Genomic DNA, 23,451 nt, shown 5'->3' with positions numbered 1-23,451 from the left:
GCAAGTGAACACCTGCGCTAAGCATCGCATTTGCCCGTGTTTTTTGTTTGCTCAGTCGTTTTGATTATTTACCGCCAGCACAATGTTCAAAAAACATACAGCACCTCCCCCCACTCAGCTTTCAAAGCTGACCTTACCGGTATCGATAACATAATAAAACGCACTGCCGCGACTATACCCAAAACGACACACGGCACTGGTCTGGGAGGCGTCATTGCCGGCTGTCTGGTATTCGGCCCGAATTTTAAAGCCTTCGACCTGCAATTCGGTATTGGTTAACACCCGCCACAAACGCTCACAATAAGATTGCTTATCGGTAACTCGCGGCAGCCCGCTGGCCCCGACCTGCACCGGCTTGCGCCCGACTTCCTGACCGTTGGCGTTATAATGAATCAGCATAATCGCCGCCGGCTTGCCTTCGACCTGCCACTGGTAGCGGGTACGGGTAGCGCTGGTTTGCATCTTTTGTGACAGTGCTTTTAATTTTTGTTGCCTGAGATTCGGCTCGGTGGTGTTCAGATACGTCATCATCACCAGCAACATACCAACAAAGGTAACCACGAACACAATATTAAGCCAGAAACGCCGGCGCTCAGGTTGGGTGCTTTTCATTTTCACACACTCTTATGGTGAACCTAATAAGTTATCGAGTAAATCGGGCGCACACGGGCTGTATACACCAGAGTCTGTTTCTATATTAGTGACCATTTCTTTTATAAAAGCAAATAAGGGTTATTTTTGCAGACGGATAACTCCCCAATACCGATGATCTTTTTCTGTCACCTGCCACCCCTTGCGCTGTAAATAACGCACCAGAAAGCGGTTGGTGAGGGCGTGCGCAAAAATACAGATTTTGGATTCACTGGCCGCCCGGGCGTCCAGCATGTCGGCGGCCTGCCGGATACGCTCGCGGGCCTGCGCAAATGACTCAAACGGACCGGGGCGGCCTAAACACCACAGCAGCCGGTTAAGATACACCCAGCTCCAGGCTTTAAGCGTTAACGGTAGCCGATAGCGGGGGATTTGCATCTCGTCCAGCAGCCGGTGATGCTCCTTCACGGGGCGTTCGCTGTAACGGGCGGCCGATAGCTTTGCCCGGCGCAGACTGCTGGTCATAATATAATACTGACTAAGATCGCGCTGACACCAGGGCCAGCTTTGGTCGTGCAAGGGCGCCCGGTTGTAATTACGCACCCACCGCGAAAAGCCTGCACTGGATACCCGGCCGTTATGTTCAGATGCTGGCCGGCCATGCCGAATCAGTAGAATTTCCTTTTTTTGCTGCATCGGGGCCCGTATAGGTAGTTTATACTGACGGCAAACTTACCTTACCCCAGGTCACATGCAAACCACTTTGCCGCTTCGAAATCATGGTGATGTACCGTATTACCTGAACTATTCTCAACCGGGATCGGGCGCTCAACAACATAATATACAGCTGTGGCACCGCTTTAATCATGCTGAGCCTGACCAGCGTCCGGCCTTGTTGCAGCAGGCATTCAGCCTCTCCTCGGCGGTTTTTATTGAGCCTGCTTTTTTTTGCCAGACTCCTCATAATGTCCGCCTGGGGCAGGCGGTATTTATTAATCACAATACGGTGTTGCTGGGCGAGCAGAGGCTGGAAATTGGGGACGGCGTCCTGATTGGGCCCAATTGTATCATTACAGGGGCTCCACTGGCCGGCCATCCTGTCTCCGAGGCACCGGTTAAGATTGGCCCGGACGTTTGGATTGGCGCCAATGTGCTGATTTTACCGGGCAGTGACATCGGCCAGCAAGCCATTATCGGGGCAGGCAGTGTGGTGAGCGGCCCGGTGGCCGCTGGTACCACCTTTTATAACGCTGAAGTTGCGGGCCGCTAATCCACTCTATTGTCTCAGTGCCGCCGGTATCAGCTCGATCAGTTGCGCGGCGCCGGCCAGTGAGGGGTGGTTATCATCAAAGTACAATGCCTCCTGCTCTTTTACTGCATAACACGAGTCTTCATCACACCAGGCCTGTGCGGGGCGTAAGAACTTTACATTGTCGGGGTATTGGGCCTGGTTAAAATGCGCCAGAATAAAGGCATTACGCTGCTCGTAGTAGTCCCGGGTGGTACCGATAATGCGCTGAGGGCTGGCGCCGCTGATATGGGCGCGGGCCAGTAAGCCTGACACCGGTTTTTTTATCTCTGGCACCGGCAACATTACAAATACGGTTTGTTTGGCCTTGGCCAGGGTGTTGATGGTGGCATCCAGTGAACGCAAAATTCGCTGCGCCCGGGGCTTGTTCTCAATCGCCGGTACCTTAGGGTAAGTGGGGGCATGGTCGCCCGCCAGGGCCCATGAGTAGCGGTGATTAATCAGTACATGCTGAATCCGGTTATCATCGACAATCGCCTTCACCGCCTCTTTATACCAGCGGGTACAACGGCTGCTACCGGCCGGCTGTAATAACGAGGGGGAACAACCGGAAAAGCTGAAATGTTTTAACCCTTTATCGCCTGGCTCTAGCTGCCGACCCAGCGCATAGGCCAGCTCCACAGTGTGACTGTCTCCAAACACCGCCCAACGGATGTCTTTCCCAAAATACTCACACGCCTTAGCCGGGTTCTGATATTCATCAATATGACACAGATCCCGTTTAGGGCTGGCCGCCACTGAATTTAGTGCCTGTTGCATCGGCGCCGAAAAGCGGCCGCTCAGCCCCTGATAACTGACTATGGTGAGGCCCATCACTACCACCAGTGCACCCAGCCATAACGGCTTAGCCCGCCATACCTCAGACAGCTGCTGGTAGCGCTGCCACTTAATATTTTCAATATACCGATAACTGACAAATCCCAGTAGCACACAAAGTGCCATGCCCGGGATCCACCAATAAGCAATGTCATAGCGATAGCCCAACACTACCACCGGCCAGTGCCACAAATAAATCGAATATGACCAGCGGCCCAGGGCCTGGAATACCGCATTATTAGTCAAACGGCTATCCTGGCGCGCCGCGATTAATACCAGATAGGTGCCGGCTACCGGGATGAGCGCAATGTAGCCCGGCCAGCTGACCGTCTCATCCACCAGCGCATAAGCCACCACAATCAGCCCAATTCCCACCAGATTAAACAAGCGGCTGTATTTTTGATTTTGGGGTAGCGGGTATAAAAATGCGAGCCCGCCAAATAACAGCTCCCAGGCACGAGCCGCCAGCAGGTAATACGAGGCGCTGGGCCAAATTACGGAGGTAAGCGCACTGTAAACAAACAGGCCAACGGTTAGCAGTACTATGCCACGGCGGATTGCGTTGAGCCCACCCAGCTTGCCTAGCGCCAGCAACACCAGCGGATACAGCAAATAGAATTGCCATTCCACCGCCAGCGACCAGGTATGCAATAACCATTTCTGGTGGGACGCGGCATCAAAGTAACCGGCTTCCTGCCAGTACATAAAATTAGAGATAAAGGTGACACTGCCCCAAGCATGTTTGCCCAGTGCCGTATACTCTTCTGGCAACAGAATAAGCCAGCCCACTACCAGTAAGACCAGACACAACACCGCCAGGGCCGGTACAATACGGTTGGCCCGCGCCAGATAAAACTTCAGCAACCCAAACCGGTTATCATCAATGGCCCGGACCACAATACTGGTCATCAAAAAGCCCGATATCACAAAAAAGACATCGACCCCGGCAAAGCCTCCGGGCAGCCACTGTGGATTAAAGTGAAACAGCACCACTGCGATGACTGCAATGGCCCGTAAGCCGTTAATATCGTATCGAAAATTCAAAGTGCTTCACGCTGTAATTTGTCAGACATATTGGTCTGTGACTACCTAACATTACTTTTTGTTCATAATGGTATGATACAGCCGTTGGCCCGGGCGGGATTAGTCCGGGCGTGAAACGCCGCCTCGGGCTTATTGGTGATCGGCTACAGGTAACTGAATATTGCGTCCGACTTTCAGGCCTAACAGCGCCTGGGTAATACTAAACGCCACGCAGATAAACAAAGCCAGCTGCCAGGCGCCTACCCAGTCGTATACCGCGCCTAGTGCAAATGGCCCCGTGGCCGCGACACAGTAACCGGTGGTCTGTGCGGCGCTGGATAATGAGGAGGCTTGTTGGCTGGTGCGGGTACGCAAACCGATAAATGATAATGCCAGAATAAAGTTTGCCCCAATGGCAAAGCCTAATACCGCGGCCCACAGATAAGCCAGATCAGGCAGCAGCATAACCCCGGCAAAGCCGGCCAGATTCAGAGCGGTCATAAAAACCGATAATCCTCGCTGATCATGCAAGCGTTTCATGGCCGGGACGATGACAAATCCCGGCAAGGCACTGGCAAACTGGAAGATACCATGAATATTGCCAGCCTCGGCTTCTGAGAAGCCAGCTTCGCTGACAATAGCGGGCAGCCAGCTAACCACTGAATAGTACAAAAAGGCATTGCAGCCAAAAAAACCACAAAGCTGCCAGGTTAAGCGATGCCTGAAAATTGCTTTGCCCGCCCCCTGGTGCGGTCCTTCATCGGCCCCGCGGCGCCTGGTGCCTTTTAACTGGTTTAACCATAACAATGCCGAGACAACCGGCAGGCTGACCATGGCCAGCAAGGCAAACTCCCAGTCTGGGCCACCCTGTGCTAGGGGGATCACCGCCGCCGACCAGGCGGCCGCCATAATGCCCATCGCCAGCACATAGGAAGAGGTTAGCAGGGCAATATGATTGGGAAAGCGCAGTTTGACCACCCCGGGCAACAGCACATTGCCAGCCGCAATACCGGCGCCAATCAGGATGGTACCGCCAAATAAGCCATAAAGTCCGCCAATAGAGCGCACCAATACCCCCACGGCGATGGCAATCAGAGCCAGAAACAAGGTACGTTCAATGCCAAAGCGTCGGGATAAGGCAGGGACCAATGGCGATACCAACATGAACACTAACAGAGGCAAGGTGATTAACATACCCACGGTGGAGGCACTCAAGCTCAGGGCCTCCTGAATGGCCACCATCAATGGCGCCACACCGGTAAAAGGCGCACGTAAATTGGCCGCAATCAGCATGACCCCGGCAAACAGCATAAATGGAAAAGCAGTGGAAAAAGACGAACGCGCACTCATAGAATTGTTTTATCACACCAGAACATAGCAAGGCGCGTATTGTACTGGTTTACATCAAAGCTGCATCTTTTTGTCGACCGGACCTTCAGTCAACTCGACAGGACAGTCACTAGTGGACGCAGTGAACCGCCACTCAGGACCTGGGTTCCAGTAGGATGAGAACTGGACACCCACCCGCAACGCTGTACCAATAAAAAACCCCGGACTGCGCCGGGGTTTTGAAGGTTACTTTTTACAATCCGATAAATTGTCAGCCTCAGGCTCTATCCGCACATCCGAAATAGTCAGCCTGGTATCAGCATCTGCTGATAATGACAGGACTTTGAAAACTTCATCAAACTTCATACCGGCGTCTGTCAGACACTGGGTAGGAATAGTGACCGTTTGCCATTCAGTGGTCGCCTGGCTGTAATCGGATAAGGCGACTTCACCTTTACAGCTATCACCACATTGCATTGACACCGCAACCTCAGATGCCGCGCTTTGTTTTTGAACATCCAGCACCAGGGCTGACTGCTTGCTGGTATAGTCACGAAGATCTTCAGGAAATTGTGCACCAAAGCTTACGGTGGCGGCCTGCTTCCAGTCGATGGCCAGCGCATCTTCCTGGACATTACGATCCGTGGTACGAATCTCAACACTTGGTGTGGACAGAGTATTACTGTTCATCACCTGCTGACCTTCCGAACCTTCAACCGTTAGCTGCCAGGGTTTTTGAATACTGCGAACAAAAACAGGATGAGTCATCACCAATTCATCACCGGCACTGGCCTGCTCCGAAAGTGGCTGGGTCAGCGGATCCTGCTCACCATAAGCCAGACCATAGCCATACGGGAACAGCGGGGTCTGACCATCGCCCTTGTTAACGGTTTGAGTGGGGGTGGCAGGCCACGAGAAAGACAGTTCCCCCTGCATTGGGTAACGGGCCTCTCCCTGGGCATCGGTGAACAACACATCCGCCACACCATGACCCTCGGTGCCTGGCAGCCAGGCGACAACAAAGGCATCACTGGCGTTCAGTTCAGGATTAACCCACAACGGCCGGCCGGTAATAAACACCGACACCACCGGAATGTTTTGTTCCTGCAATGACTTCAATAATTCCAAATCTTGTTTATCACCACGCTGATATTCCAGGTTCGACAAGTCCCCATTACCTTCGGCATACGGGTTTTCCCCGAATACCACCACGGCCACATCAGGGCGGGTTTCAAAGCTGCCGTCTACAGACAACTCGGTGCTGCCGCCTTGCTCGCTTACAGTCTGTTCAATACCCTGGTAAATTGAAGTGGCACCAGGAAAATCACTGTTCTGGTTGCCGGTTCCCTGCCAGGTTATGCTCCAGCCACCGGCTTGTTTGCCGATATTATCAGCGGCATCGCCAGCCACCAGAATGTGCTGGTCAGCATCCAGCGGTAACAGGTTTTCCTGGTTTTTCAGCATCACCAATGATTTGCGAACGGCTTCACGGGCAATGGCGCGGTGTTCCGGGGCGCCAATCAGTTCCGATTTGGCCGATAATGAACGGTTGGCTGGTGAGGGCAGGTCAAACAGCCCTACCCGCACTTTTACCCGTAGCACGCGGCGCACCGCATCATTCAGACGTTCTTTGGATATTTCTCCGCTTTTGACCTGGGCGATGGTGTTTTCCATCAATGGCTTCCAGGCGTCGGTGGGCACCATATACACATCCAAACCGGCATTAATAGCCTGTGGGCAGCTTTCATTGGTACAGCCTTCAATCTGGCCGTGACCATTCCAGTCGCCTACCACAAAGCCATCAAAGCCCATCTTTTCTTTTAAAACGTCGGTAAGTAAATACTTACTGCCGTGAATTTTGTCGCCCTTCCAGCTATTAAAAGACGCCATAACCGATTGTGAACCGGCATTTAACCCTTCAACATAGCCCTGACCATGAATTTCAAACAGCGTTTTTTCATCTGCAATATTGTTACCCTGATCATCCCCCTCCTGGGTGCCGCCATCACCGATAAAGTGCTTTACGGTAGAGATAACATGGGCATCGTCAATGTTGCCGTCGCTGATATCACCTTGTAAGCCGGTGACAATCGCCCGGGCGTATTCGCCCACCACTTGCGGATCTTCAGAATAAGACTCGTAGGTGCGCCCCCAGCGGTCATCACGAGCGGTCGCCACCGTTGGCGCAAAAATCCAGTCGATGCCGGTTGCACGCACTTCTTTGGCGGTGACCTCAGCAATCTTTTCAACCAGACTGGCATCGCGCATCGCCCCTAAACCGATATTGTGCGGGAATAACGTGGCCCCAATCACATTGTTGTGACCATGCACCGCGTCGGTTCCCCACATCGTGGGAATGACCGAGCCATCAAGTGAGTCATCTACCGAGGCCTGGTACATATCTTCGGCCAGTGTCACCCAGTCTTCCATGGAAGCTTGTTTGTCACCATTGGGGAAGGAACCGCCCCCATTCAGATAAGAGCCGAACCCATAACGACGCATGTCTTCAACCGTGATATCGCGGATTTCCGGTTGCATCAGCTGGGCCACTTTCTGTTCCAGCGTCATGGCACTCATGATCTCATCCACCCGCTGCTCAACTTCGGCGCTGTTGGCGGTATCGAAGCGAATTTCCGGCCAGTAGTCAGGCACGGAAACCGTCTTGTCGGCGGTTTCTGCTGGCTCAGGTTGTTGCTGGCTGGTGCTTTGCTGACAGCCGCTTAATGCTAAGGCTACCGCAACAAAGCCTAATGAACGCGTAAACGCTTTTTTCATGAGTGGTTCTCCTTGGTGACAACCGGTTTGGAGCCTACCAGACCGTAGTAGGCAATATAAAGGTAACAAATTACGGGCAATAAAAAGGATAGTTGTAAACCCAGGGTATCGGCCAGTGCGCCTTGCGCCAGGGGTACAATAGCACCGCCGACAATAGCCAGGCACAGCATACCTGAACCCTGCGCGGTCTGCGGTCCAAGCCCCTTCAGGGCCAGACTGAAGATGGTGGGGAACATAATGGAGTTGCATAAACCTACTGCCAGGATGCTCCACATGGCCAGTAACCCATCGCTGGACACTGACAGGATGATCAAACCGCAGGATACTGCGCTGTTAAACGCCAATAGTTTTCCTGGTGAAACTTTTTGCATGACGACAGCGCCGATAAACCGGCCTACCATCGCCCCGCCCCAGTAATAGGCAATATATTTTGCGGCCTGGCTCTCGCCCATGCCCATGACATTTTCCAGGCCCAGATAATTTACCAGAAAGCTGCCGATGGCGACTTCGGCGCCCACATAAGTAAACAGACCGATAACGCCCAAGGCCAGATGGCGATGTTTAAGCACCGAACTGTCGGTGCTGGTGGGCAATGCTGAGTCGTCTTTGGGTGGGGTCGGCATGGCGATTTTCAGCATCACTACGGCGATAACCAATAATGTTGCTGCCAGGGCCAGATACGGCAGAATAACCGAGTCGGCCCGGGTCTCTACGACCTCGCCGTGAGAGGAAAACAACAACATGCCACCAATAATCGGCGCTACAGTGGTTCCTAAGGAGTTGAATGCCTGGGTCATGGTCAACCGGCTAGAGGCGGTATCCGGATCGCCCATAACAGTCACCAGCGGGTTGGCCGCTACCTGCAGTACGGTCACCCCGCTGGCTAATACAAATAAGGAGGCCAGGAACATACTGTACTGCGCAAACAGTGCCGAAGGAATAAACATCACACAGCCAATGGCCGCCGTGGTCAACCCCACGGCGATGCCTTTTTGATAGCCAATTTTACTGACCAGCTTACCGGCCGGTATCGACACCAGAAAGTAAGCACCAAAAAAGCAGAACTGAACCAGCATAGCCTGGGTGTAGCTTAAGGCAAATAACGACTTGAGGTGCGGAATAAGCACATCGTTCATGGCGGTAATGAAGCCCCACATAAAAAACAGTGAGGTTAATGCCCACAAGGCAAATCGCGTAGTCGACGGCTGCGCAGGCGCGGCGGTCTGGGCCTGAATGCTCATATAGTTGCTGCCTCTGTAATGAATAATGTAACCGACCCAGAAACAATATTGTCACAGGCTTATGTACATTCTGATTATGGGTGTTAATGGCGTGTAGGCAGTATAGTGTGACTCGTCCAAAATGCAAGCGCTTACATTTTGCAGTGTTAATTTTTTGGTTATTTGAACCAACCTTAAAAAAATTAAGTAACAACCTCGCTCAAAGTCGTTTCGGTGGGCTGTTGTATACATAACAATCAGTTGAAAGCGGCGTCAGCCCTGACATGAGTGAACATTAATTAAACAGCAAGAAGTGGCGAAATCTCACTTTGTGAACTATATAATAGCTGCTCAATTCCTTACCACTTAAGGGTTAACAAATTAAAAACACTTGCATTACATATAACATCTTCGTAAAGTATTATGAAAGCGCTTACAGAATTATTTCATCAGGCTCGTAAGCGTTTTTTTATATCTGCGTCGCGAACATGAAACCTTCAATAATAAGAGTCGGGCTTTAAAAACAGCAGTAAGTCTGGCTTGGTTGAATTGATTCAACCGCTTATGAAGGCGCTTCATAGTTGGCGATGTTATTCATAAGGCTGGGGAAACCAATGAAAACACACACATTCTCAAAAACACGAATTGCATCGTGTCTGTCGTTAGTGATGGGCGCGGTCGCCTCTTACCCTGCACTGGCCCAAGAAACTGAAGAAAAAGATATTCAGGCTGGTAACTTCGAAGTTATCGAAGTAAGCGGGATTCGCGAAAGTCTGACCAAATCGATGCTGACCAAAAAAGCCGCATCAGGCGTGGTTGATGCTATCTCTGCTGAAGATATAGGTAAATTTCCGGATACCAACCTGGCGGAGTCGCTACAACGTATCACCGGTGTTGCCATCGACCGTAGCAATGGCGAAGGTAGCCGCATTACCGTCCGTGGTTTTGGTCCTGATTACAACCTGGTGACGTTGAATGGTCGTCAGATGCCGGCGGCGAATATTGAAGCCACCAGTGCTTCATCCTCACGCTCTTATGATTTTGGCAACCTGGCTTCAGAAGGCGTAGCTGCGGTTGAAGTGTACAAAACCAGTCTGGCTAATCAGCCGACCGGCGGTATCGGTTCTACAGTGAACCTGGTAACCGCAAAGCCACTAAGTAATCCCGGTAAAAAAGCCAGTGTTGGCTTAAAAGGCGTCATCGACAACTCCACGGAAACCGGTGATAGCATTACCCCGGAAGTTTCAGGTATTTACAGCCAGACATTTAATGACGATAAGTTTGGTGTGCAGATTATCGGTTCCTATCAGGAGCGTGACAGTGGTTCTGCTCAGGCTGAAACCGGCAATGGCTGGTACACCATCAGAGGTGATGGTGGCGACTGGGGTTCCCTGCCTCGTGATGGCAGCTTTACCGGCCTGCCGGGTGAAAATGACCTGTACGCAGTACCTCGTAACTTGGCCTATAACTTTAACGAAGTTCGCCGGACCCGCACCAATGGTCAGCTGACCTTACAATATCGTCCAGTGGATGATGTAACCGCCACCCTGGATTACACCTATTCAGAGCTGGAAACCCAAACCATGCGTCAGCAATTGTCGACCTGGTTTAACGGCGTTCCGGCTTATGGCGCCTATACCGAAGGTACCAATGAACCGGGCTCAGTTATCGGACCATTGATTTATGCTGATAATACCTGTTGTGATGTGGGCCTGGGTACCAGCGATTACACCACCGTTAATGAAAACAAATCACTGGGTGCCAACATTGAATGGCTGGCCTCTGATAATCTGACTTTAGAGCTGGATTTCCACACCTCAACTGCCGAAGCCGGTCCTGAAAATGACCTGGGCAGCAACAACGTGGTCAGTGCGGTCCAGTTTGAACGTGCTCAAACCGAAGTGGATTATACCCAAGACTTCCCAGTGATGGACATTCGTTTCGCCGAGGGCGTAAATGGCCTGGATCCGGCGCTGATGAGTACCTCAGGTAGCTCATTCCGAAACAGCTTTATGAAGTCTGAGATTGACCAGCTACAATTTCGCGGTAACTATTATTTAGATGAAGGTATCATCACCAGCATCGATTTTGGTTTATCGGGCATCGAAGTGAAAAACCGCTCTGCTTACTCGGTAGCGCAACGTGATACCTGGGGTGGTTATGGCACAGCGGAAGATTATCCGGATGATATTTTCCTGCAACAGGATCTTCCTGGTCGCTTTGATGACACCTTAGGCAGCAATGCCGCCGAAATGGAACCATTTTATTATGCGTCCAGCATGGGTGATTTGATCAGTGCGATATCATCGATTGCGGCAGCCAATGACGAAACCATCAGTCCTTGTGGCACTGAATTGTGTATGGATCCTAATTTTACCACTGACCGTGAAATCGTTGAGACCCAGTGGGCTGCGTACGCTCAGGCAAATATGCAGTTTGATATTGGTGATATGCCGGCCTGGTTATCGGTGGGTGCTCGCTACGAAGACACAGAGGTGGATTCTGAAGCAAGAATCCCAGTAGTAGATTACTTACGCTGGTCAGGGGAAAACGAATTTTCAATTGTGGAAGTTCAGGGCGCGTCTGACTTCACCTCAATGAAAGGTGGCTACGATCATTTTCTTCCGTCCGTGGATTTCAAGTTGGAATTGGTTGAAGACTGGTTTGTGCGTGCGTCTTATAGTGAAACCATTACACGACCTGGCTATGCCGATCTTCAGGGTGGTTTGACCTTAAACCTGGGCGCTAGATTTGATGGTGGTTTTGCTCAACTTGGAAACCCTAACCTGCAACCCTTCGAGTCGACCAATATCGATATTTCAACCGAGTATTATTATGGCGAAGGCAGCTATGTCTCAGTTGGTTACTTTGATAAGAAAGTAGACAACTTTATCGGTGTAAAGACGTTTGTTGATACTCCATTTGATGTATCCACTCCGGTTGGTGGGCCGCGTTATAATGAAGCCATCGCCGAGGTAGGTGACGAGGCCGCAGCAATTCGCCAGTACTTCTTCGACCAGGGCTATACCAACGAAGCCGGCGAAATTGTGGGCATCGATGGCGAAGATCCCGTGCTACCGATCACCATCAATCAGTCTGTTAATTCCGATACCAGTCGCTCGGTAGACGGCATGGAGTTTGCGGTACAGCATTTATTTGGCGACAGCGGCTTTGGTACCGTGATCAACTACACCATGGTGGATGGTGATGTTGAATATGACAACTACAGCACCGAAACCCAGTTTGTATTGCTGGGGCTAAGCGACACGGCCAATGCGGTGTTGTTCTATGAAATGGACGGCTGGGAAGTCCGTGCTGCCTGGAACTGGCGTGATAAGTTCTTATCAGCCACGGTAGATGGTAACGGTAACCAGAACCCGACCTACGTGGAAGCCTACGATCAGCTGGATGTGAATGTGCGTTATCAGGTGAATGATCAGCTAGAGGTATTTGTGGAAGGCATTAATGTCACCGGCGAATACCAGCGTGCACACGCCCGTCACCCTAACATGGTGGTCAATATTACCGACCAGGAACCCCGTTATAATATCGGCTTGCGTTACAATTTCTGGTAGGCTGTTAAACGGATTTATTTCCTTCAATACCGCGGGGCCATCGCTGGCCGCGCGGTATTTATCCTGAAAAAAATCATTTTAAACAAACGGCTGCATAGTCGCGGCGGTTTCTTTAAAATTGTTTTTTCTTTTCTTGGCGCTTGCCGAGAGCGTTGACAGGGCAAATGTGGTGCACCAAAACTCCCCGGCAATACAGTCTGTAGTCATTATGGGCGGCGGCGCGGCCGGCTGGTTGACCGCCGCTATCCTCGCCGCTTCTGCCGCGGTCAAATCGCGCAACGTGCGCATCACTTTGGTTGAATCGCCGAATGTGGGTATTTTAGGCGTGGGTGAAGGCACCTGGCCGACCATGCGCGACACCTTGCGAAAAATTGGTCTTGATGAAGCCACGGTGATTCGTCAGTGCGATGCATCCTTTAAGCAAGGTACCTGCTTTAAACAGTGGCGGCATACCAACGGCAACGACACCTACTATCATCCATTCGATCTTCCCGCCGGTATGTTCGACACCGACCCTATGGCCTGGTGGGCGAACCATCGCGAACAAGGCTCATTTGCTGAGATGTTTACCGCTCATCCGGTACTCAGTGAGGCGGGTAAAGCGCCTAAACAACCCCAAACCCCTGATTATGCGGCAGTGGCCAATTATGGCTATCATCTGGATGCACATAAATTTGCCGATGTGCTAAAGCAACATTGTCAGCAGCACCTCGGCGTAAAACTCGTCACCATGCATGTTGGCCAGATTGTGACGAATAACTCAGGGCAGATTGAGGCACTGGCCGACAATACCCAGGCCATCGCCGGCGACCTGTTTATTGATTGCAGTGGCTTTTCGGCCCAGTTGATTGGCCAGCATTATCAGGTGGAATTGCACAACCAGTCCGGTGTATTGCCCAACGACAGCGCCCTGGCGGTGCAGGCTTGTTATGCTGAGCCTCACACCGCCATTGCCTCCAACACCCACTCTACCGCCCATGCCAATGGCTGGTTGTGGGATATTGCCCTGCCCATCGCAAAGGCGTCGGCTGTGTTTATAGTAGCCAGTATTGTGATGAGGCCACCGCCAGAGCCACCTTGCTGGATTATCTTGAGCGCGATCCCACGACCGCCCCGGTAGAAGAAAGCAGCATTCGAAAATTATCATTTACGCCAGGCTATCGACTCACGCCCTGGGTTAAAAACTGTGTCGCCATTGGCGGCTCGGCCGGTTTTCTGGAACCTTTGGAAGCATCCGCGCTGGTCATGATAGAGTTGGCTGCCGCCAAGCTGGCGAGCCAACTGCCGGCCTGTCATAACGATCTGGCGCCACTGGCACGTCAGTTTAACCAGTCGATGGTGGCAAAATGGCAGCGGGTCATCGACTTTCTGAAACTGCATTATGTGTTAAGCGAACGGCGTGATAGCGCCTACTGGCGTGCGGTTAGCCAATATAGCAGCGCGTCTGAGCAGCTCAATGACTGGCTGTGTTTATGGCAACATCGTAGCCCCACCCTGCATGACTTTTGTTATCAGGATGAAATTTTTCCGCTGGCCAGTTATTGGTTTATTTTGTGTGGTATGGGATTTACCCCGAAAAATCCACCGGCGGCGGACTCCCAGGCTCAGGCCTGGGTGCAGAAAAATCGCCAGCGAAGCCGCCAGTTATTGTCAGGTCTGCCTGATAACCGGCAGCTTATCGACCATATTAAACAGCGCTGAGGCAAAGGCCGGCAGCACTAAGGAGTAATGATGGCAAATCATGTATTGCTGAACAATGTTGAGCACAAGAATCTTAAAATTAAGCCTGAGCTGGTAGCCCAACCCTATCAGCAGGCCATGTGTATTCCGGTGTATCCTGCCGAAGCCCGGCTGGCCCAGGCCCACTACCCTTTACTGTTTGCCCGTAACGAACAGGGTGCCTACCAACTGGTGGCCCTTACCGGCGTGGAAAACGGTGAAAATGTGTATGTTAAGGACGGGCAGTGGGATGCCCCTTACCGACCTCTGGTGGTAGAAAAGGGACCCTTTTTGATTGGCCGTAATACCCCAGACAGCGAACAACTGTCGATTCATGTCGACCTGGATCATCCTAGCGTCAGCGAAGAAAGTGGCGAACCGGTATTTTTATCCCATGGGGGTAATACCGACTATATCGATCATATCGGTAATATTTTGAGCACGTTGCATGAAAATCAGCCCAAGCATCAGCTGCTGGTGGACCTGTGTGACGAGCTGCAACTGATTGAATCCATGGTGCTGGATATTGAGCAGCCGGGGCAGAGTCCCCACCGCTTATCGGGCTTTTTCACGATTAATGAAGAAGCCCTGGCGGCCTTAGGGGGCGAACAGCTTAATTTACTGCACGAACAGGGGCTGCTGGAAATTGTGTATATGTTGCTGGCATCTCAGGCACAAATTAACACCCTGATGCAACGCCGCGCCGACCGTCGGGAAACCTGATATGAGCCAGCCGGTTGTGCGTGAAGTCTGCCCCGCCGCCAAGGATTTATTACCGGCACTGCGGGCCTGGGATAGCCCAAGAGTGTTACCGGGGTTGGTGAGCCACTGGCCGGTGGTTCAGGCCGCGCATACCAGTAATCAGGCATTGGTCACCTATTTAAAACAATTTGACGCCAGCAAGCAGGTGGATTGTATGCACCTGCCTTTTGCCGAAGACGGCAGAATGTTTTACAACCGCACCATGACCGGCTTTAATTTTTCCCGCCATCGGGCGCCGTTTAGCCAGGTGCTGGATGAACTGTTACAGCGGGCTGAGCACATCCATCCCGACTCGTTGTATATTGGTTCCACCAGCGTTGACACCTGCCTGCCCGGTTTTTTGCAAGACAATAACCTGGCACTGGCCGAAGCCGATCCCCTGGCAACCTTGTGGATAGGCAACAAAAGTCGTATTGCCGCCCATTACGATGTTCCTGACAACATTATTTGTGTGACCGCAGGCAAGCGTAAAGTCACCCTGTTTGCGCCCGAGCAGGTGAAGAATCTGTATATCGGGCCGCTGCATCTGACCCCCGCCGGGCAGGCCATCAGTATGGTGGACTTTGCCGCACCTGATTTTCAGCGGTTTCCACGCTTTGCGCAAGCGCTGAACAATGCCTATACGGTTGAGCTGCACCCCGGCGATGCGTTATATATTCCGTCAATGTGGTGGCATCATATTGAAGGTACGGAAGCGGTGAATATGCTGGTTAATTTCTGGTGGCGCGATGTCCCGGCCTTTATCGGTCGCAGCGAAAATACGCTATATCATGCGCTACTCACCCTGGCCCAGTTACCCGCTCACGAGCGCAAGGCTTGGCAGGCGCTGTTTGATCATTATGTGTTCAATCACGAGCCTGACCAATATCACTACATTGAAGAGCACGCCCGGGGGCCTTTAGGTACGCTTGACGAAGCCACCATCCGGCAATTCAAAGCCTGGCTGGTCAATCATTTAAAGCACTAACATTCCAGAGACACTTATTATGGCTAAAACAGACAAGATTCCGCGTATTGTGATTGCCGGAGGTGGCACGGCAGGCTGGATGGCGGCCGCCGCCTTCACCCGGGTTCTGGGCAAAAAGGTTGATGTTACGTTAATTGAAAGTTCCCAGATTGGCACTGTCGGCGTGGGAGAAGCCACCATCCCCACCCTGGTGTTTTTCCATAAGCTGCTAAAGATCAGCGAACAGGAATTTATGCGCGCCACCAACGCCACCTTCAAGCTGGGGATTAATTTTGAAAATTGGAAACAGCGGGAGCATAGTTATCTGCATGCCTTTGGCGTGACCGGCAAAGATTGTTGGGCCGCTGGGTTTCAGCATTTTTGGCTGCGTGGGTTACAAGAAGGTCTGAGCACCGACTTTGGTGATTATTGTTTGGAACGCCAGGCTGCTGAGGCGCATCGTTTTGCGCACCTGCCCAATAATGGGCTAAATTATGCGTATCACATCGATGCTGCCAGTTATGCCAGGTTTTTGCGCGAGCTGGCGGAAAAGGAAGGTCTGCGGCGAATTGATGCAAAAATTGAGGACGTCAAATTGCGGCCCGGCGATGGTCATATTGAACAGTTGATCCTGGATGATGGTCAGCACATCGAAGGAGACATGTTCATCGACTGTACCGGCTTTCAGGGCTTGCTGATTGAAAAGGCGATGCATACCGGTTATGAAGACTGGTCACACTGGCTGCCGTGCGACAGCGCGGTAGCGGTACAAACTGAAGCCACCCAGGAACCGCTACCGTATACCCGCTGCATTGCTCACGACGCAGGCTGGCAATGGCGTATCCCGTTGCAGCACCGGGTCGGTAATGGCATGGTATTTTGCAGCCAATATACCAGCGATGACGCTATGAAGCAGACCTTGCTCAATAATGTTGAAGGGAAGGTGCTGAACGATCCCAAAGTCATTCATTTTCGCACTGGCCGACGCCGTAAGCAGTGGAACCGGAATTGTCTGGCCCTGGGGCTGGCCAGTGGTTTTCTGGAGCCGCTGGAGTCCACCAGCATTCATCTTATTCAGCAAGGAATTGTGCGTTTCTTACGAATGTTTCCGGTGGATGGTGACATTATCGAGCAGGATGTGGTCGAGTACAATCGGCAGGCTGATTTTGATATAGAACATATTCGCGACTTTATCATTTTGCATTATCATGTCACCGAACGAACCGATACTCCGTTCTGGCGCCATTGCCGCCAAATGGATGTGCCCGACAGTTTAAGACACCGTATTGATTTGTTTACCGAAACGGGCAGAGTGTTTCGGGAAGGCAGTGAGCTGTTCGATGACTCATGGCAGCAGGTGATGATTGGTCAGGGCCTTATGCCCAAACGGTATCACCCGCTGGTAGACACCATGAGTAAAGCCGAACTGGAAACCCTGCTGAATCAGATAAAACAGCAGATCACCCGCACGGTCGATAAGCTTCCCGGGCATCAGCAGTATTTAAACCGTTTTTGTAATTAACTCTACAGACTGGGGTGTAGCCGCCTTGCGGGCGGCTATGACTCAGCTAGCAGCATAACAAGGAATATGTTGTCAGTATCAGGCTAACCTTCACGCCAGACCTGTTACTGACATCCGCACTATGATGGTAACAATCAAACAGGTAAGTGAGCTGGCCGGAGTGTCATCAGCAACGGTCTCCCGGGTTATCAATAACGCCGATACCGTAAAAGAAAAAACCCGAAAGCTGGTGCTCAATGCCATGGCCGAGCTGGGCTATCGCCACAATACTATCGCCGCTTCCCTGGCGTCGAATAAAACCAATACCGTGGGCATGGTGGTGCCGGAACTACACGGTTCTTTTTTCGGGGCGATGATGAGTGGCTCAGAGCAGGTGCTCAGAAAAGCCAGCAAACATATGTTTGTGGTCGCCGGACACAGTGACGATACCATGGAACGTCAGGAGATAGACGCGCTGCTAAGCCGGCGCTGCGATGCGCTGATTTTACATGTGGAGGCCGTCAGCGATGAATATCTTATTGGTCTGGCGAAGCAAAATGTGCCCATTGTCGTGGTGAACCGTTATATCGAAGCTATTGGCGATAAGTGCATCAGTCTGAACAACCATTTGGGCGGTTATCTGGCAACCCAACACCTGCTGGACCTGGGTCATCGTCATATTGCCTGTATTACCGGCGCGCTGTTTAAAGCTGATGGGGTAAATCGTCTGGCCGGCCATAAACAGGCATTAACAAAGGCCGGCATTAAGGTTGATGAACGTTTAATTGAAGAAGGCAGTTTTCAGGCCCATACCGGGGAAACCTGTATGGAAACCATTCTGGCGCGCCAGATTCCGTTCACCGGAGTAGTCTGTGGCAATGATGAAATGGCCACCGGCGCCATCAATGTCCTGCGCAGCCATGGTTTACGGGTGCCTGAGGATATTTCCGTGGTGGGTTACGACAATATTGACTATGCCAGTTACCTTACGCCCAAACTGACCACCATTGACTATCCCGTGAGAGATATTGGCCAGATGGCCGCCAACTGGATCCTGAACCAGGCCTATGGTGATGGAGCCCAGTCATTAACCCCCGTGCTTACCCCAAAACTCATTACCCGGGGCACCACCCGCTCAATCTGATTCCCCCTTTTGTCCTTAAGCTTTCTTGCGCCTGGTTTTAGGTGGCGCAAGAAAATCTTATATAAAAGCGCTCCCTTTTCGACCTTGCTCCGTAGGTACTCCAGTCTGCCCTCGAATCGATAGGTTTTGTGCGATTGGGACTGCTGCATTAGCAACCGGATCAACACCCAGTACCGCAAAACACTTAAATAGACATTCTAGGCGCATTAATTTTAATAACAAATCATGGGGTTCGCATGCAGGAAGAAAATCCGCGAGGAAAACTCAACCCACCGGTGTTTTACGCCGCCACCGCGTTTATTGCCGTGCTGGTGGCCTTTTCGACATTATTTTCTAAGCAGGCCGAAAGTACGTTTCAGCTGGTGCAGGATACGATTGTTACCAATGGTAGCTGGTTCTATGTACTCACCGTTGGCATCATACTTATCACGGTAATTTACCTGGGTCTTTCCCGCTACGGAGAGCTCAAGCTAGGGCCCGACCACTCTACGCCTGATTATAGCTATGTAAGCTGGATTGCCATGCTATTTTCGGCCGGGATGGGCATAGGACTGATGTTCTTTGGCGTGGCCGAACCGGTGATGCACTTTATGAACCCCCGCTAGGGGATCCGGAAACAATCAGTGCGGCCCGCGAGGCCATGAAAATCACCTTTTTCCACTGGGGTCTGCACGCCTGGGCAATCTACGCTATCGTGGCACTGATTCTGGCCTTTTTCAGTTACCGCCACGGCCTACCGCTCACCTTACGATCGGCTTTATATCCTTTAATTGGCGACAAAATTTACGGCCCAATCGGCCACGTTGTCGATGTTTTTGCCGTCATTGGTACGGTTTTCGGGGTTGCCACTTCGCTGGGCTTTGGCGTTAAGCAGGTAAATTCCGGTCTTAATTATTTGTTTGAGGTTCCCGTGGGCACCTTAAGCCAGGTTGTCCTGATTGGCATTGTCACCATGCTGGCCATTGTGTCAGTGACCACGGGTCTTGATAAAGGCATTCGGCGCTTATCAGAGCTAAACATGGGGCTGGCGGTTATATTGCTGTTAGTGGTCCTCATCGGTGGCCCAACCGTGTATTTACTGCAGGCATTTGTGCAGAATACCGGCGCGTATGTTGCTGATATCGTAAACATCACCTTTAATCTGTTTGCCTACGAGAAAACTGACTGGCTGGGTGGCTGGACCATCTTCTACTGGGGTTGGTGGATGTCCTGGGCACCGTTTGTAGGGCTGTTTATTGCACGGGTATCAAGAGGCCGGACATTGCGTGAATTTGCCATGGGTGTACTGTTCATTCCCAGTGGCTTCACACTGCTATGGATGACGGTGTTTGGAAATTCCGCCATTGATTTGATTATGAATCAGGGTAAAGCCGCACTGGCAGAGGCCGTCTCCAATGATGTAGCGATTTCATTGTTCGCCTTTTTGGAAAACTTCCCGCTGTCCACATTTTTATCGGGTATTGCGACCCTGATGGTTATCGTATTCTTTGTAACGTCATCAGACTCTGGTTCCATGGTCGTGGATATGCTGTGTTCAAATGGTAATGACAACACACCATTATGGCAGCGTATTTTCTGGGCCAGCACCGAAGGTGTGGTAGCTGCAGTATTACTTATGGCGGGTGGTTTAGGCGCGCTGCAAACTATGGCCATCGCCAGTGCTCTGCCTTTTGCAATCGTATTGCTGATTGCCACCTACGGGCTGTTAAAAGCATTACGGGTAGACATTGTGAAGCGTGAAAGTCTGCATTTGAATGTGAGCCCGGTGGTCATAGGCCACAATGATAAAGCCACGTGGGAAAACCGCCTGGCCAGCATACTGGACTACCCCAATAAGAAGAATGTGAATAACTTCATCAACTCGGTGGTAAAAAGCGCGATGGAACGGGTCGTGGCTCAGCTTAAAGAGCATAATGTAGAAGCACGATTTGAAGAAGTTCAAAATGGCCGGGTGGTGTTTACCATCGACTTTGAGGACCAGTTCGACTTCCATTATGAAGTACGCCGTTATTCGTATGATCTTCCCGACCATGTTGCCGAAGACGACGATAATGACGAAGCTGATGAGCAATATTATCGTGCCGAAGTACATCTGCGTGAAGGTGGGCAGGACTACGATATTATGGGCTGGCCGGAAGAAGCGGTCATCAATGATATTGTAGAGCATTATCAAAAACATCTGCACTTCTTACATTCACTAAGATAAGCGGTTATTTAACCCTGCTATTCAAAAGCCCTGACACTGTCGGGGCTTTTTATTGCCTGCGAAATGGGGAATATGCTGCTTGATGTCATTATTGCCGATAGCTGTCAGATACATGCAGGTGAGCCATAGCTAAGCGTGCCAGGCCGCTTTCTTTCATATGCGGTCAGCACCCGTCTTAGCCGAGCATTAAACCATCTTCTAGGCCCTCGCAAAAAAGCTGGTGCAAGCTAATCACTGAACCGTTAAAAGCTGGTTTAGGGTGTGCTCTGGGCGGCGAAGCTTACTTTCAACAACCTGTTTGATTCGGCTTGCAAACTCTGACGAAGTCCATTTTTTAGTAAGGAACAAAAATAATTCACTTCCTTTCTGACCGTCTTTTTTATTGCCTTTTTCAGCTTGATTACGAAACTCCAGCCACAAAGAATAAATGTTCTTTTCGCCCTTTTCCCGTAACTGTTGGTCAATCGCCTGATGAATAAGAAAACCACAGCTATAGTATAAGTCAAAGCGCCCCTTAGCAGCCGCCTGCGCGAGCGGAAAATCAATCAACCCTTTACCGCATTCGGCTTTAAACCTATCTACCTTAGTAGTTACATAGGCCTGTTTATCAGGATACAGTTCCAGCAAAACTAACGCAGCCAGCCACTCTGCATGACCTTCATGTAGCCAGGCTTCATGGCTTTTTCCATAACTATTTTCTTTGCTGCCTCTTTGATATAAGTGCGCAACTTCATGGGCGAAAAACCAAAGCGTATTGTTGAGGAAGGTATTATCTTTTACCTTTTTATCCAGCTTAGCTAAATTCCAGTGCATAAAGATTTGGTCAGACAGGGTACCGCCTTGGGAGGAGTGTCCATCAATATTGGCATAAGAAGCAAAAAGCGTGGGTTTGACGCCTTCAAGCTTTCCTAATCTCTGCTCAAAGTAATTCATCAGTTTAGGGATATCAGAATTTAATGAGCTCTGTATTTTTTCCGGCAGACCACGGTCAATGATCGCTACCACATTTTGCGTTTCCACTGGCTGCTGGGTGCCGACATAGATATTCATACCGTCATCACCGTCTATCCAGCTAGCCGTTCCTGTAAGCACTTCCCCACGCACGAGCATATGCTCACCCTCGGGTATCTGCATAGAAAAAAGCCACTGATTAACCTTGGTGTCGCATACATCAATACAGGCAAACAACCGCCCGGTGTAGATAAGCACGCCGCCATCCGAGTAGGGTGAAAAGGGCGCATAATCTTTCGCAAGATGCTTATAGGTGGGCGTTAATTGTAAGCTGACTTGCTCAAACTCAGAGCCATCTTTTTTAACCAGATATTCCTTATTTTCAAGCAGTACTATCTCAAAATCTGGATTGATGGGCCGCCAGCGTGGTATACGGGATGCATCAGGGTTTCTGTTAAAGCTCAAACGAGAAGCGGGTTTGCCGGTTTTATACGTCACTGTCCATATTCCTTCATTGGATTTTACGATAGAAATATCGACCAGTGACTCCTTTGTCGCTCCTGCTGAAAAGCTCAGATACAACAATAAGACACCCATAATGGTTTTCAAAACCCGCTCCTTTCGCTCACTCTCCTAGATCCATCCTATGTATGCTGTATGGGCACCGCGGTACACCATCACGCGCTTATCCAGGCATCTTTATTATATACACAGGTTGTGTAAATCTATTTATACCCTATTTTCTTATGTATAAAAAAAGAGCCTGTAAAAACAGGCTCTTATCGATTTTTCTATATCACTAATTTATTAACCAGGATCTAGAACGGGATATCATCATCAAAGTCAAAATCAGGCTCTGCCATCGGAGGCTTAGGCTGACCGCCGCCCTGATTGCCCTGCGCTGGCGCATTTTGGGGACGATTTTGACCGCCACCCTGTTGGCCGCCCTGGTTGCTATAACCCTGGTTTTGCTGAGGCTGCTGTTGGTAGCCGCCCTGATTGCCCTGATTATTTTGAGGGCGCTGCTGGTAACCGCCACCGCCGGCATTACCACCTTCGTTACGTCCGCCCAGCATTTGCATTTGATCGACAATGATTTCAGTCGTGTAACGGTCCTGACCTTGCTGGTCCTGCCATTTACGGGTCTGCAGTTTGCCTTCCACGTAAATTTGCGAACCTTTTTTCAGGTATTCACCGGCAACTTCGGCAAGCCGGCGATACATAGTCAAACGATGCCATTCCGTGCGTTCCTGCACCTGGCCTTGCTGATCTTTCCAGCTTTCGCTGGTGGCCAGACTAAGGTTGGCTACGGCATTACCGTTAGGCATGTATCTAACTTCGGGGTCTGTACCAAGGTTTCCAACCAGGATCACCTTGTTTACGCCTCTACTTGCCATCGATATCTCCTGTTAATGTCTTTTGTGCTGCAAGCGTGTTTTGCTGATGGCCCGTGGCAAACTCAGTTTTTACACGGACAATTCGGCTGTATTCGATTTTTTAAAGCCAACCATTATAACGAAAAATTACGCGCTGTAGATGAAAATTGTTGCGCTGAGTGTCAGCTTACTGATTTTCAAGCTTAAT

At 50.9% G+C, this 23,451-nt stretch carries 14 protein-coding genes and 2 pseudogenes; 8 read left to right on the top strand and 8 right to left on the bottom strand.

The window, feature by feature from the left end; all coding sequences use genetic code 11:
- Positions 1-114: 114 nt before the first annotated feature.
- On the bottom strand, positions 115-612 hold the full coding sequence (locus IT774_RS00740; RefSeq protein WP_195810924.1) for a hypothetical protein: 498 nt from the start codon (positions 610-612) through the stop codon (positions 115-117).
- A gap of 120 nt (positions 613-732) precedes the next feature.
- Positions 733-1,287 carry a histidine phosphatase family protein gene (locus tag IT774_RS00735; RefSeq protein WP_195810923.1) on the bottom strand — a complete coding sequence of 185 codons (555 nt, stop codon included), beginning with the start codon at positions 1,285-1,287 and terminating at the stop codon, positions 733-735.
- Between the two features lie 55 nt (positions 1,288-1,342).
- On the opposite strand from IT774_RS00735, the gene IT774_RS00730 reads away from it, so the two are divergent.
- Positions 1,343-1,861, top strand: a complete 519-nt coding sequence (locus IT774_RS00730; RefSeq protein ID WP_195810922.1) for a DapH/DapD/GlmU-related protein — start codon at positions 1,343-1,345, stop codon at positions 1,859-1,861.
- Between the two features lie 6 nt (positions 1,862-1,867).
- Here the strand turns inward: IT774_RS00730 and IT774_RS00725 are convergent, their stop codons facing one another.
- From IT774_RS00725 to IT774_RS00710, 4 genes are all read right to left on the bottom strand, one after another.
- Complete coding sequence (locus IT774_RS00725; RefSeq protein ID WP_195810921.1) at positions 1,868-3,760, bottom strand: acyltransferase family protein; 1,893 nt, start codon at positions 3,758-3,760, stop codon at positions 1,868-1,870.
- Between the two features lie 129 nt (positions 3,761-3,889).
- Positions 3,890-5,089 (bottom strand): MFS transporter, encoded by a 1,200-nt coding sequence (locus IT774_RS00720; protein ID WP_195810920.1) that lies wholly within the window; start codon positions 5,087-5,089, stop codon positions 3,890-3,892.
- Positions 5,090-5,314: 225 nt separating this feature from the next.
- On the bottom strand, positions 5,315-7,843 hold the full coding sequence (locus tag IT774_RS00715) for a glycoside hydrolase family 3 protein (RefSeq protein WP_195810919.1): 2,529 nt from the start codon (positions 7,841-7,843) through the stop codon (positions 5,315-5,317).
- A complete protein-coding gene (locus IT774_RS00710; protein ID WP_195810918.1) occupies positions 7,840-9,084 on the bottom strand; it encodes a sugar MFS transporter in 1,245 nt (414 codons plus the stop codon). Before IT774_RS00710 ends, IT774_RS00715 begins: the two co-directional genes overlap by 4 nt.
- A 593-nt stretch (positions 9,085-9,677) precedes the next feature.
- Between IT774_RS00710 and IT774_RS00705 the strand changes: the two genes are divergently transcribed.
- The 7 genes and pseudogenes from IT774_RS00705 (at position 9,678) to IT774_RS00675 (ending at position 20,916) form a co-directional block, all read left to right on the top strand.
- Entirely contained in the window at positions 9,678-12,638 is a 2,961-nt protein-coding gene (locus IT774_RS00705) for a TonB-dependent receptor (protein WP_195810917.1), read from the top strand.
- Positions 12,639-12,846: 208 nt separating this feature from the next.
- Positions 12,847-14,339 (top strand): annotated as a pseudogene (locus tag IT774_RS00700) (tryptophan halogenase family protein).
- Between the two features lie 27 nt (positions 14,340-14,366).
- Positions 14,367-15,080 (top strand): SapC family protein, encoded by a 714-nt coding sequence (locus tag IT774_RS00695; RefSeq protein WP_195810916.1) that lies wholly within the window; start codon positions 14,367-14,369, stop codon positions 15,078-15,080.
- Between the two features lies 1 nt (position 15,081).
- Entirely contained in the window at positions 15,082-16,086 is a 1,005-nt protein-coding gene (locus IT774_RS00690) for a cupin-like domain-containing protein (RefSeq protein ID WP_195810915.1), read from the top strand.
- A 19-nt stretch (positions 16,087-16,105) separates the two neighbouring features.
- Entirely contained in the window at positions 16,106-17,587 is a 1,482-nt protein-coding gene (locus tag IT774_RS00685) for a tryptophan halogenase family protein (RefSeq protein WP_195810914.1), read from the top strand.
- A 124-nt stretch (positions 17,588-17,711) separates the two neighbouring features.
- Entirely contained in the window at positions 17,712-18,710 is a 999-nt protein-coding gene (locus tag IT774_RS00680; RefSeq protein ID WP_195812159.1) for a LacI family DNA-binding transcriptional regulator, read from the top strand.
- Between the two features lie 236 nt (positions 18,711-18,946).
- Positions 18,947-20,916, top strand: a pseudogene (locus tag IT774_RS00675) (BCCT family transporter).
- A 231-nt stretch (positions 20,917-21,147) separates the two neighbouring features.
- Here the strand turns inward: IT774_RS00675 and IT774_RS00670 are convergent.
- Both IT774_RS00670 and IT774_RS00665 read right to left on the bottom strand, forming a co-directional pair.
- Positions 21,148-22,476: a hypothetical protein gene (locus tag IT774_RS00670; RefSeq protein WP_195810913.1), complete on the bottom strand. Its 1,329-nt coding sequence runs from the start codon at positions 22,474-22,476 to the stop codon at positions 21,148-21,150.
- Positions 22,477-22,685: 209 nt separating this feature from the next.
- Positions 22,686-23,264 carry a single-stranded DNA-binding protein gene (locus tag IT774_RS00665; RefSeq protein ID WP_195810912.1) on the bottom strand — a complete coding sequence of 193 codons (579 nt, stop codon included), beginning with the start codon at positions 23,262-23,264 and terminating at the stop codon, positions 22,686-22,688.
- Between the last annotated feature and the right edge of the window lie 187 nt (positions 23,265-23,451).

The organism is Salinimonas marina, from assembly GCF_015644725.1.
GTDB lineage: Bacteria > Pseudomonadota > Gammaproteobacteria > Enterobacterales > Alteromonadaceae > Alteromonas.
This window is presented reverse-complemented; position numbering and strand designations above follow the sequence as displayed.